The 12,675-nt window shown below is 70.2% G+C and carries 9 protein-coding genes and 1 tRNA gene; 4 read left to right on the plus strand and 6 right to left on the minus strand.

Annotated features, from left to right (window positions below; translation table 11 throughout):
- Positions 1–58 precede the first annotated feature (58 nt).
- Genes ACGFIQ_RS23975 through ACGFIQ_RS23985 form a run of 3 tightly spaced genes read right to left on the minus strand, consistent with a single transcriptional unit; the run spans position 59 to position 2,011 of the window.
- Positions 59–787 carry a hypothetical protein gene (locus ACGFIQ_RS23975; protein WP_393247064.1) on the minus strand — a complete coding sequence of 243 codons (729 nt, stop codon included), beginning with the start codon at positions 785–787 and terminating at the stop codon, positions 59–61.
- Positions 788–790: 3 nt separating this feature from the next.
- Entirely contained in the window at positions 791–1,159 is a 369-nt protein-coding gene (locus ACGFIQ_RS23980; RefSeq protein WP_393247065.1) for a hypothetical protein, read from the minus strand.
- Positions 1,160–1,192: 33 nt separating this feature from the next.
- Positions 1,193–2,011, minus strand: a complete 819-nt coding sequence (locus ACGFIQ_RS23985; RefSeq protein WP_393247067.1) for a MinD/ParA family protein — start codon at positions 2,009–2,011, stop codon at positions 1,193–1,195.
- Positions 2,012–2,582: 571 nt separating this feature from the next.
- Here ACGFIQ_RS23985 and ACGFIQ_RS23990 point away from each other — a divergent pair.
- Complete coding sequence (locus ACGFIQ_RS23990; protein ID WP_393247069.1) at positions 2,583–3,011, plus strand: hypothetical protein; 429 nt, start codon at positions 2,583–2,585, stop codon at positions 3,009–3,011.
- 1,012 nt (positions 3,012–4,023) lie between these two features.
- Here the strand turns inward: ACGFIQ_RS23990 and ACGFIQ_RS23995 are convergent.
- The 3 genes from ACGFIQ_RS23995 to ACGFIQ_RS24005 form a co-directional block, all read right to left on the minus strand.
- Positions 4,024–5,043 (minus strand): tyrosine-type recombinase/integrase, encoded by a 1,020-nt coding sequence (locus ACGFIQ_RS23995; RefSeq protein WP_393247071.1) that lies wholly within the window; start codon positions 5,041–5,043, stop codon positions 4,024–4,026.
- Positions 5,036–5,362 (minus strand): AbrB/MazE/SpoVT family DNA-binding domain-containing protein, encoded by a 327-nt coding sequence (locus ACGFIQ_RS24000; protein WP_393247073.1) that lies wholly within the window; start codon positions 5,360–5,362, stop codon positions 5,036–5,038. The genes ACGFIQ_RS23995 and ACGFIQ_RS24000 overlap by 8 nt, the downstream gene beginning before the upstream one ends.
- 282 nt (positions 5,363–5,644) lie before the next feature.
- Positions 5,645–5,728: transfer RNA gene (locus tag ACGFIQ_RS24005), tRNA-Leu, on the minus strand.
- Positions 5,729–5,960: 232 nt separating this feature from the next.
- Here ACGFIQ_RS24005 and ACGFIQ_RS24010 point away from each other — a divergent pair.
- From ACGFIQ_RS24010 to ACGFIQ_RS24020, 3 genes are all read left to right on the plus strand, one after another.
- Complete coding sequence (locus tag ACGFIQ_RS24010; protein ID WP_393247075.1) at positions 5,961–8,837, plus strand: hypothetical protein; 2,877 nt, start codon at positions 5,961–5,963, stop codon at positions 8,835–8,837.
- 177 nt (positions 8,838–9,014) lie between these two features.
- A complete protein-coding gene (locus ACGFIQ_RS24015; RefSeq protein WP_393247077.1) occupies positions 9,015–11,639 on the plus strand; it encodes a fibronectin type III domain-containing protein in 2,625 nt (874 codons plus the stop codon).
- Between the two features lie 27 nt (positions 11,640–11,666).
- Positions 11,667–12,662: an AAA family ATPase gene (locus ACGFIQ_RS24020; protein WP_393247079.1), complete on the plus strand. Its 996-nt coding sequence runs from the start codon at positions 11,667–11,669 to the stop codon at positions 12,660–12,662.
- The last annotated feature ends 13 nt before the right edge of the window (positions 12,663–12,675 follow it).

The raw sequence follows: 12,675 nt of genomic DNA on the forward strand, positions 1-12,675 counted from the left end.
CAGCACGCTGATCGCCACGCCGATCCCCCGCCAGGAAGCGTTGACCCAGGACATGAGATCAGACCGTCCCCGGCACCCACGAGCGAGCGCTGAGCACGTCGAGCAGCGGTTGAGTGTCGCGCGGACCGCCGTCGCGTCGTGTGCCGCGCTGATCAGGCGGAGGTACCGGCAACGGCCGCTGCGCCGCCACCACACGCCAACGCTCCGGCGTCCAGCGCACCGTCACCGACTGGACGTACCAGCCACCCGCCAAACCCGTCTCCGGGCCGGCGACCACACCATCGGTCGCTGACCCGCTGAGCGCGCAGAGCAGCAGCCGCGCCGTGATCTCGGTGCCCTGCTGCACCTGTGCGTCAACGTCCGCGTCGGGCACCCACACCCGGGCAGCAACGGTCTGGGAAATCGCCTCACCGTCGGTCGACGGTGAGGCGGCGCCCATCATCTCGGCCACCGCCGGACCCGAACCGTCGACTGCGATCGTGTCGATCAGTGCCTGCCGCTCGACGTCCGGGCGGCCCGCCGCGGCGGACACCGCCACCACGTACGCTGCCGCCGCGTCAGCGGCGCCGCGAGGCGTGCCAGCGAAGCCAACCGGCACTCCCCGGACGAGACGGTCGCCGTAGCGCTCAGGCGCACTCGACTCGGGCGCACTCCGCTCGGGTGCGCTCGCGCGGCCCGCAACGAAGACCGCCGCCCCGGCAACCACCACGCAGAGAAGCAGCGAAACTACGGCCGATCCGCGTCCGCCGTCGGTTGCCTTGTAAGTTGCTCCCCGCACGCGGGGCACCCCCTAAATGTTGTTCAACAGGAAGCCGATGATCGTTGTGGCCGAACCCACGACGATCGCCACGAGCCCGGCCTTCCACATCATTGATTTGCCTCGATCGCTGATGATGTGCGCGCCGAAGATCGGTCCGATGCCGAACGCGATCGCGCCGGCCGCGAGACCGGCGACGGCGGAAATCACGCCGAGAAACAGCGCGGCGTTTGCCAACTTGTAGAACAGGTCCGAACGCGGCACCGCCGCCGGGTCAGGGCTGATCCGACCGAAGTCGAAGCCCCCGGATGGCGTCGGCGTCGGCGTCGGATCAGGCGCCAGCGCGGCGACCACCGAAGGCGCTCGCACCGTCATCACGGCAGCTACCCAATGCACGATCACAGCTAGTTCCTCCCCCGTGTGAAGTCACCGTCCTCAGGCGACAGAAGCCCCCTCGCGTGATGGACCAGGATCAGCGGGGCAGTGTTCGACGACGATCGAGGCGACCTCGGTCAGCGCGGTCCGCGTGGTCTTGCTCAACGACCGCGGATCGAGCGGGTCGGGGCGTGCGAGCACCGGATCGAAGGGCACCCGGACGAGATGCGTCGCCGCCTTTCGCGCCAGGTGCTCGACCGCGCGAACCTCTCGCGCGGTGGAGTGCGTGGTCGTCATGACCACCACCACCGCCGACTCCGCCACCTGATCGAGTCCCGCAGCGCGAAGATGCGCCAGCAACCGCATGGTGTGCTGCAACGCATCAACGGTCGCGCGGGTCACCAACACCGGCACCGTCGACCACCCCAACGCCCGCCACGTCGGCGTGTTGTCCGCCGCAGGGAGATCCAGCAACGCCATGGCGTAAACAGACCGCAAATGGCCGATCACGCCGAACGTCTCCGGCCAGGTAGTTGGGCGCCGCTGTGCCGTCATCTTGCTCTCACCGACCAGAACGCGTAGGCCAGTCGGCCCTCGCTGCATCAACCCCTCAGCGACCAGGGGGTCAGCCAGCCGCTCCTCCGCAGCCGCCGCATCCCACGTCGATGCGGAGTTGCCCCGGGCCACACGGTGGCCCAGCCCACCCCACGCACGCCCGGTCGCGTCCATCGCCACGACCGGAGCAGGGCTGGCAAGCGCCAGCACCCCACCGAGCGCCGCCGTGAGCGTCGATCGACCGACACCGCCGTCCGCAGACGACAGGGCCACCAAGGGACACCCCGCCCGCAGCGACGCCGCACGCAGCCACAGCGACTCCACCTGACTGCCGCCGCCGAACTCGCGGGGAATCTCCCGCGGAGCCCGCTCCGCTGCCCGCGACCACCACGGACCGCTCTCCGCCGTCGCAGCTGGCACGACAGATCGGCCGGGTCCGCCTGGCGGAGCGGGTGATGCCCGCTCCGCCAGCGCCCCCCACTCGCCGGTCTCCGGCACCTCCGAAGAGGTCCCGGAGCCGGCGAGGTGGCCTGATCGGTCAGTCGATAAATCTGACACGTCCGCCTCCCCCGAGGGCTTGCCGCACAGCACTGGCCAGCGACGGCAGGACTCCGCCGCGAGCCGGTCCCCCGTTACTGTCACGACCTGGACGTCGACCACCCGATCAGGCCAAATCAGAGTCCGCACCGCCACTCGGCGTCACGTCCTCACGAACGCATCACGGCCTCGCAGCCCCCTCCACGGAGGCCGCCGATGCGCTACCCTCAACCAACCAAAGTTGGCGCGAGTCCAACTTTGTGTGGATCAGGTACTGAGAGTCAAGCACAGATCACGGCAGGGTTCCACACAAACTTGGGTTCGGACCAACTTTAGTTGGAGTCTGGGGGACGCCATGATGCACCAGAACGAAAAGCCACCCAGTGGCCCGAGCCCGGCGCTGATCAGCGAGCGGCTGCAGGAGCTGTACGTCAAGCACCGCCCGAACCACGTCTATACCGACGCCGAGGTGGCCGACGCGCTCAAAGCCAGAGGGCTCCGCATCTCGGCGGAGAACATCCGCAAGCTCCGAATCGGAGCGCACGACAACCCGACAGCCTCCACGCTGACGGCCCTGGCCGAGTTCTTCGGCGTCGGTGCGGGCTACTTTCTTGACCCGGCACCGGTCAGCGCGAGGGTCCAGGTGATGACGCGCTCCATCGAGCAACTATCCGACGGAGCAAGGGAAGGCATCGACGCCATCATCCAAAGCACCCTGAGGATGGAGCAAGCCGCGCGGGAGTCCGCCCAACTTGCCGCCGAACACGCCCGGCGAGACGCCCACTGATCCCGCTGTCCACAACGCGGCGCGACCCGAACCGGCCCACTCGCCCGCAGCCATAATCTGGCCCCGGCAGTCCCACGCCCTCGCCTGCATCGCGACGACGCACCGCGCGCCTGCGGCGACTTCGGCTGCCGGCCTACTGAGGCCAGCCTGCCCGAATCACGAGCCGAAACCAACCAATGGTGGCCGCATCTCCACCTACGCCAAAGCCGCAGGTCACCGTCGCCGCCGACACCTCGAAAGCGCATGACGAGCAAGCGCATACCTGGCCAGAGCTCAGGTTCACCGCTAGCGTCACGAGGCTCCGATGCCACACGGCATCAAGAGCTACCGGCGAATGCCATGGCCGGAGGGGGCGTATTGCATGGTAGATCGATGGGCCGTAGAGCGTGCAGTTCGAGACGCTGACTGTTCTCTTGCCCCTTCCGGGCGCCATGTTGTCCTGACCCTCTTGACCTGGACCGATACCGCAACCGCGGTGATCCCTCCGCAATTCTCGCCGAGCTTGACAGATTTGGAAAAGGCGACAGGTTTGGCCCGTTCCACCATCGGCGTCTGGCTAAACCGACTTGAGAAGTTGGGCTGGGTCATCCGGTTCAGGCCGAAGGTGGAAGACGCGCGCCGCAGAAAGGCGCGGACCGCCTATCGCCTTCGAGTTCCCACGGACTCAGGGGTTGGTACGGCCACAGCACCACCCCTAGTACGACAGCCGGACGGATCTAGTACGGCTGCCGGACTGGATCCAAACCACAAACATCCTCCCACCGCGCGACGCGCAGCGAGCACCCGGCCAAATCACCCCTACACCCCAGGAGCCAACGGTTATTGCTCTTATCCCGATTGCGGCAAGTCCGCGCCGCTTCATTGACCAGATGACACAGTCGTTCAGAACGCCACCGAGGCAGACGCTAATGACAGGCGGCCCAGTTAACGGCGAGTCCCTACTTGCGCTTCCAAACCGCCGACCGATCCTGCGGTGGGGTCCGGTCCCGCAAGACCAGACCCCACCAGATGACTAGGCCAGGGGGTGCGGCTCATTGGTAAGCGCCGACAGGGCCGCGGCGATTTCCTGCAACGTTGCTTTTACATAGGTGGCTGTAGTGCCAACGTCGCCGCCATCCTCTGAATGGCCGGCGTAGGCTCTCGTGACAGCATAGCCAAAGTTCCTTTCCACCCATGTCAAAGTAGTGTGACGTATCCAGTGGATACTGATCTGTTGGGCGTGGACCCACGGCAGGTGCTCACCGATGCGTACCCACAGATGGTCGTAACGCCGCCGCGTGATGGGCTCACCGTCCCGATAGCGAAGCAGCTGCCCTGTCGCCGTCGCGCCCCGTTCCTCAGCATGGCGCTGCAGGTATCTCATCAGCGTAGGAGAAACTGGTTGCCAACGTACCGAGTCCCCCTTCTCTCGAAGCAAAATCAAACATTGGTCCGGGTCAAGGTCAACCGGACGGAGCGCCAGAGCTCCACCGCGCCGACACGCCGTTTCGGTGTGCAGCCGCAAGAGCAAGGTGTCGAGGGCCGGATCGTTACCCGTGCTGGCCGCGACCTCGTTTATCTCGGCCAGCCGCGTGTCCGCCAACGCCCGTCGTGTGCTTGGCAGACGCCGAGGCTTCGCCACCTTTAAAGCCGGGTTGTCAGACTCTGCGATGAAACCATCAGCTACCGCCCTCTTGTAGAGACATCGCAAGGCGGCAATCAGATGTTCCGCCGCACTTCGGCCTCCGCGTGCATTTCGCCGGGCCACAACGTGCGTCTTGACGTATTCCGCCAGCTTTTCAATTTCTGACGGCGTGGGCTCGTCCAGCCGGCGTTGGCCCCAGTGCTCCAGCACACGCTTCCAATAGGAGCCATAGGCACGTCGCGTTCCTTCCGAGACCGCAGCCGCCACCACGGGAACGTATTCGGCGAAGGTCGGCGACGGAGGCCGAGCCACGGCGGCTTCCAGAAGGTCGGCAGGCGAGATGCCCATCCGAGCAAGAAGGAGCCGAGCCGCGTCCAACTCAGCTTGACTCGCCGAGGCGTCACTCATGCTCGCCCCCAAAGACTGCATCGTGGGCCTGCCCAATCATCTCGTCGAGCTTCGCCGGCGGATGAACCACCAGACGGTTGCTGGCTGATTCAGCCACGATGAGTACGCGGTCGCCAGCGGCGAGGCCACACCACTGACGGACCACTGCCGGCAGTCGGACGTGGCCTTCCTTCGTTACTTTGAAGACGCCTTGCTTGTCAGCTGATACGACGATCAGCCCTCGACGCTCCCGGATGCTCAGTCGCAATCCGGGGGTCCACTGGAGTTCCTTCATGGCGGACCGATCGGCAATTCGACCGCGCGAATCGAGCGTTGCCACACCATAGACAGCTGCGCTGCTTCGGGTGGCGGCAAGTCTCGGAAGTGGTAGCGGAGGACGCCTCATGGCCGTCGAGGGGGAGCCAGTAGCGACGCGCAGGCCAGGCGCCAGACCGGGCAGAGCAACGGCGGGAATCACTGACGAGCCACCGCGCGTCATCGCGGAGCTTGCCCGGCGCTGGTCACTGAGAGTAGCGCCAGACGCAGTGTCGGATGGGTTTCGGCGGTGGTCAAGCATGCTTGACCACCGCTACGTCTACGTCGCACATATGAGACGTACTCGTGTCCGAGGGGGGACTTGAACCCCCACGCCCTATACGGGCACTAGCACCTCAAGCTAGCGCGTCTGCCATTCCGCCACCCGGACCTGCACGTGCAGCCTACCTCGCCGACCAGATGATCTTGCAATCCGATGGTCGGTACGGCGGGCCGCACGGGGAGTTACTGTACACGCCGCTCGTGGATCATGCACATCGCCTTCCGACCCGGCCCTCCCCGCGCTTTCGCCCCTGCTCAAACCACCTCGTACCCGCCCACCGACTCCCCGCCCGGGGCGTGTCCGGGTAGCGTCCGGCGGCCTCTGACGGCAGCATTGCCTCGTGTCCCATCCCTCTCCCCTGGCAGCCGCCCAGCACCGGGCCCTCGCCCTGCGCGCCGCGGGCGACCTCAGGGCCGCCCGGCAGCTACTCGCGGAGGCTGTCGGATTCGCTCCCCCGCCGTACACCGAGGACCACCCTGAGATGCTGCACACCGCGCATCTGCTGGCGCGGCTGCACCGCGAGGCGGACGATCCGCTCGCCGCCCGCCGGGTGCTGGAGGAGGCGTTCGCGGCGGGCGAGCGGCGTTGGCAGCACGCCGACCCGGTGATGCTCGCGCTCGCCTTCGAACTCGCCGAGGTCGCGGAGGAACTGGGCAACCGGCACGAGGCCCGCCGCAACTACACCCGCGTCGCCACCGCCGGGCCCGCGACGCTCGGGGAGCACCACCCGGCGGTACGCGCCGCCCGCGACTATCTTGGCCCGCCCTCGTCGGCGCCGAGTGAGCAGCATGGGCCGCCACCGGCCCCCGATCCGGACCCGGTCGCCGCGGCCGAGTCCGGCATCCGGTCGGCGCTGTCCGGCCCGACGCTGTCCATGGCGACCCTGGCCGCGATGCGCCCCTCCGCTGGCGGCCCGCCACCCACCAACTCGCCCTGGGCTCCGCCGCAGGCGCCGGCCACCCCCTGGTCGACCCCTCCCGGGGTACGCGGCCCCGCCGCACCCAACCCGGCCAGCGACGCCGCCGCAGCGCCAGCTGCCGACTCTCGGCGTACGCCCACGCCTTCCCCGATCACACCGTCCCAGCCCAGCCCACCGCCTGCCGTACCCGGGCCCGCCCTGCCGCCCCGTCAACGTGCCAGCGAGCAACCGCCCGGGTCCGCCCGGTCAACGATCGACAAGCCACCCCGGCCAGGACCCGAGAGCCAGCCGCCCCAAACACGAGCAGAAGGCCAGCCATCGCAGCCCAGGATCGAGGGCCAGCCACCCCGACCAAGGGTCGAGAGCCAGCCGGCCCGGTCGACGTCCGAGTACCAGCCACAGCGACCGACGTCCGGCCCGCCCGTAGCGCCCCGCCAGCGCACGGGTGACCAGGCGACCCACCCGGCGGTCGACGTGCCGCACCGGCCGTCCACCCCATCCGCCCCGGCACCGTCCGTCGCCGCGCCCGCGTCGGGGGCGCCCGCGCCTCGGTGGGACAACCCCACCATCCAGGTACGACAGATCGAACCGCTGCTCGCCGAGGAGGCCGCCCGTGCCGCGGCCGGAGCAGCCGGAGCAGGTGGATCGGTCGACACGTCCGGCGTCGACGCGACCTTGCCGGACCGACCGTCCCCAGCCGGTGGGCAACCAGGCCCGGCGCAGCCGGTCAGCGGACCACCAGCCCACCCGGTCAGCGGGCCACCCTCCCCTTCACCACCGATCTCCGCACCGCCCGCCCACCAGTACCCGGTCTCCGGGCCACCGGCGCACTGGTCCCCGACCTCCGGATCACCAGCCCACCCCTACCCGGTCTCCGCGCCACCCGGGCAGAGCCACCCGGTCTCCGCGCCACCCGGGCAGAGCCACCCGGTCTCCGCGCCACCCGGGCAGAGCCACCCGGTCTCCGGACCACCCGGCCACGCACACCCCGTCTCCGCGCCACCCGGGCAGAGCCACCCGGTCTCCGCACCACCCGGGCAGAGCTACCCAGTCTCCGGACCACCCGGGCACGCGCACCCCGTCTCCGCACCACCGGTGAGCGCGCCACCCGGCCACGGCTACTCCGTCCCGGCACCACCACCCGGCCGTGTACACCCCGTCTCCGCGCCACCCGGGCACAGCTACCCCGTCTCCGGACCACCCGGCCACGGGCACCCCGTCTCCGCACCACCCGGCTACGCACACCCCGTCTCCGCACCACCGGTGAGCGGGCCACCCGTACCGCCGTGGGGGTTGACCGCGCCGCCGTGGAGCCGCACCGCCCCACCGCAGCCCCTGCCGTCTGCCGGTGCCGACTCCGTCGAGGGGTCCCCGGTGGACGGGGACGACAGTGGCGCGGACGGGGTGTTCGGGCTGGACAGCGTCGATGCCACGGTGGTGCCGACCCAACAGGCGTCTACCGCGATGTCGGATCAGACCGAGGTGATCCCGGCCGTCCGGACGGACGGTGGCCCGGCCGGGGGCGACGCCAGTTCGACCCCGGCCGTCGCCGCCCCGCCAACTTCGACCGCCGGCCCGACTTCGGCCGCCGGGCCGACTCCGACGGCCTGGTCGGCGGACGCAGGCGCCGCGCCGGCGGAGTCCCGACCAACCACGCCGCCAGCGGCACCGCAGTACCACCACGACCAGTATCCGACTCAGGACCAGTACCCGACTCACGACCAGTACCAGCCCCCGGAGCACCAGGCGATCCAGGTGCCGTACCCGGGTCAGCAGTACCACTCGGTGCACGACATGTACCGGCCGGCGTACACCGACGAGGGCGGGTCGGCGGGGCGCAACCGTGCGACGCTGATCGGCGCGGTGGTGGCGGCCGGGGTGGCCGTCGTGGCGGTGGCCGGCCTGGGTGCGGTGGTGTTGACCCGCGACGACCCGCCGCCCGCGGGCACCGCGCCGACGGCCGCGGGCCAGGCGACGGTGGGGCCACCGCCCGGGGATCTGCAGCTGCGCGACGATTCGACGACGATCACGCTGACCTGGACCGATCCGTCCGGCGGCGCGGTGCCGTTCATGGTCGCCGCCGGGCGGGCCGGGCAGCCCCTGGGGGTGATGGCCACCGTGGACCCGGGTAGGACCAGCTACACGGTGAACGGGTTGAACTCGCGAGTGGATCACTGCTTCACCGTGTTGGCGGTCTACTCCACCGACAGCTTCGCGACCTCGGGTCAGGTCTGTACGACGCGGGAGCGCACCGCCGGGTCGAGCGGCGAGCCCTCGGTGCGACCCTCGCCGAGCTGAGGCACACCGAGCGGAACCGGGGTGAGCTGGGCGTCCACTGCGCACACGCTCGGTATCCACAGGGGTGACGGTGCGGGTTCCCCCGTCACCAGCAGCGCCATATGATGGCACCCGGCTCAGGGGAGGGGTCGCCGCGAGGCGCCGCCACCTGCCACGACTCAGGGGAGGCTGCCGGCTGTGGCCAGCATCGAAGACTCCGTACCGACAGATGCCCGTCGCTCGCGGTCCCGGCTGCGCGGCGGGCTGGTGACGGTGGGCACGGTGGCCGCGCTGCTGGCGGCCATGGGGCTGACCGTCCTGGGGCTCGGCGCTGCCGACAACGCGGTGGCCAACTACGACGCGAGTTCGTGGCTGTGGAGCGCGGCGCGCAGCGAGCTGGCCCGGGTCAACGGGGTCACCGCCCGGGTGGACACCCGCACCGAGATCCCCGGTGCGGTCCGGCACCCGATGCAGATCACCCAGACCGACCGGCTGCTGGTCCTGCGTGACCTGCAGACGGGGCAGGTCAGCTCACTGGACCTGGCCACCCTCCAGCTCACCGCGACCACCCGGACCACCCCCGGCCTGGGCGTGAGTGTCGCACTGCACGAGGATTCGGCGTTCGTCGTCGATGCCGTGCAGGGCATCGTGCGCCAGCTCGACCCGCGGTCGCTGACCCCGGTCGGCGAGCCGGTGCACTATCCGCCGGGCATCACCGGCGGGACGTTCGACGGCGAGGGTCGGCTGTGGATCGCGGTGCCCAGTCAGGGCACCGTCTCGGCGATCACCGCCGCCACGTTGCCGTCCGCGCCGGCCTCGGCCGCGCCCGCCGGCGCGGGGCTCAGCCCGAAGCAGGTCGAGTCGTACGACGTCGCCGAGGCCAGCCACGAGTTGGTGGTGTCCAGCCTGGACGAGGGTGTGGCGGTGCTCGACCGCACGGCCGGGAAGCTGGTGCGGGTGCAGGGGGGCAAGGTTCATCCGACGCCGTTGACGCTGTCCGGTCCGGGTGAGCTGCCCACGCGCACCAGCGGGCAGCGGGTTCCGGTGACCGTGCCCGGTGAGCGGCGGGTGCTGGTGGTGGGTGACGGTGGGGAAGAGCGGGCGTTCACGGTGCCGGGCGAGGGTGACCGGCTCAGCCCGGCGGTCGCCTGGGCGGACCGGTTCTACTGCGCCGACGAGGCCACCGGCACGATCTACACCTTCGACGCGGGTGGCCAACTGGTCGAGACCATCCGCGGGCGGCCGAACGGGCCGCTGGAGCTGGAGGTCCGGGAAAACCACCTGTTCATCAACTCTCCCGACGCGGCGACCGCCCGGGTGGTGGACGACAAGCACCAGGTGCGCGAGGTCGACAAGTACGCCAACGACGTGCTCGGCGGCGATCCGCCGCCGGTTGCCCCGCCGCCGCCCCCGCCGAAGAAGCCCCGGGTGGGCAAGCCGAGCGCGCCGCGCAGTGTCACCGCCGCCGCCGGCAACGCGCAGGCGCGGGTGAGCTGGCGGCCGGCCGCCGCGAACGGCGCCGAGATCATCAAGTACGTGGTGGAGGGTGCCGGTCAGCGCCTGGAGGTGGGCGCCAACCAGCGTGCGGTGGAGGTCAAGGGCCTGACCAACGGCGAGACGTACCGGTTCGCGGTGCACGCCGTCAACGCCAAGGGCGACGGGCCGCCGCGCAACAGCAACCCGGTGATCCCGACCGCCGCGGTGCCGGACCCGCCGGCGAGCGTGACCGCTCAGGAGCGGCCGGACGGCACGGTGCTGGTGAAGTGGCCGGCGGCGAACGGGCAGGGCAACACCATCGCCCGGTACGCGGTGACGGCCAGTTCGGCGGGGACGAACGCGCCGGTCGGCGAGTCGACGAAGACGGAGCTGGTGGTGCCCGCCGGTGAGTTGGAGTTCGGCACGCAGTACGCGTTCACGGTCGTCGCGGTCAACGACAAGGGTGCCGGTTCGGCGGCGTCGCCGGTCAGCAACACGGTGGTGCCGTTCGCGGTGCCCGGTGCGCCGGTCGAGCTGCGGGCCGGCACTGTCGCCAACCAGCCCGGCTCGGTCACGGTGCAGTGGGCGCCGGCCGAGGCCAACGGCCGACCGGTGACGAAATACCTGGTGGACGTCGGTGGGCGGGTCACCGAGGTGACTGACACCCGCACGACGGTCACCGGGCTGGGCAACGGCCAGAACGTCACGGTGCGGGTGAAGGCGGTCAACGAGGCGGGTGCCGGCCCGGAGGCCACCGCCACCGCGCGTACGGTCGCCGAGCCACGGGTGACGGTGACCGGCTCGTCGGCGACCGCCACGGCGGCGACCGTGACGTTCACCGTGGACGCGGGCGGCGGTCAGGCGACCTGCGCGGTGAGCACGCCGGGTGAGCCGACGAAGGCTGGGGCGTGCTCCAGCATCACGATGACGGGTCTGGCGCCGGGCACGGCGTACACGTTCACGGTGACGGCCACCAACGCCGCCGGCCAGGGCAGGGCGACGCGGGCCCAGACCACGCCCTCGCTGTACGGCATCGCGACCTGCAACAACGGGCCCGACGGCGCCCAGCGCACCTACTGCGACGAGGAGCGCGACGGTCGCAACGGCAACGAGATCTTCAAGGTCGCCGCGCAGGACAACGACAAGCAGGTCGGCTGGGCGGAGCCCGGCACCCGGTTGGAGGCGTACTGCAAGAAGGCCGGCGAGGACGTCGACTCGTGGATCTACAACAACCAGAAGCGCAGCACCTGGTGGGTGCAGGTCAAGTACAGCGGAAAGAACTACATTCCCTGGGCCTGGCTCAACCTGGAGGGCGGCGACGACATCAATGTCCTGCCCACCTGCTGAACCACCAGGCAAGGAGCACCGCCGACCGTGAACGCCCACGAGCCGCTCACCCACCCGGAGGTCCAGGGTTTCGCCGCCCTGGCCGCCCGGCTGGCCGAGAACGTCAACGCGGTGGTGCTCGGCAAGCCGCAGGTGGTCCGGCTGGCGCTGACCGCGCTGTTCGCGCAGGGTCACGTGCTCCTGGAGGACGTGCCGGGGGTCGGTAAGACGACCCTGGCGCGGGCCATCGCCGCCACGGTGAAGGGTGAGTGGCGGCGCATCCAGTTCACGCCCGACCTGCTCCCGTCGGACGTGTCCGGGGTGACCATCTTCAACCAGGTGAGCCGGGAGTTCGAGTTTCACCCGGGGCCGGTCTTCGCCAACATCGTGATCGCCGACGAGATCAACCGGGCGTCGCCGAAGACCCAGTCGGCGCTGCTGGAGGTGATGGAGGAACGCACCGTCACGGTGGACGGGGTCCGGCACCCGGTGCCGTCGCCGTTCCTGGTGGTGGCCACCCAGAACCCGGTGGAGATGGACGGCACCTACCGGCTGCCCGAGGCACAGTTGGACCGTTTCCTGGTGAAGCTCTCCGTCGGCTACCCGGACGAGGCGGTCGAGGTGGAGGTGCTGCGCGGCGCGACGGTGCGTTCCCCGGAGGCGCTCGCCCCGGTCACCGACACCGCCACCGTCGGGGAGATGGTCCGGATGGCCCGCCGGGTGCACATCGCCGAGCCGCTCTACGCGTACGCGGTTCGGTTGGCCGCCGCGACCCGCACCCACCCGCAGGTGCGGGTCGGGGTCAGTCCCCGGGGTGTGATCGCGTTGACCCGCGCGGCGTGCTCGTACGCGCTCATCGACGGGCGGGGCTGGATCATGCCGGAGGATCTGAAGGCGCTCGCCGAAGCGGTGTTCGCGCATCGGTTGCTGCTCACCCCCGAGGCCCAGGTGCGCGGGATGACCGCCGCGGAGGTGCTGCGCCAGGCCATCGCCTCGGTGCCGGTGCCGCTGCCGTCGGGGCAGCCCGCTCCGGTGCAGGGCTGACCGGCAGCAGCGG

This window comes from Micromonospora sp. NPDC048898 (genome assembly GCF_043198035.1).
Classification (GTDB): domain Bacteria; phylum Actinomycetota; class Actinomycetes; order Mycobacteriales; family Micromonosporaceae; genus Micromonospora.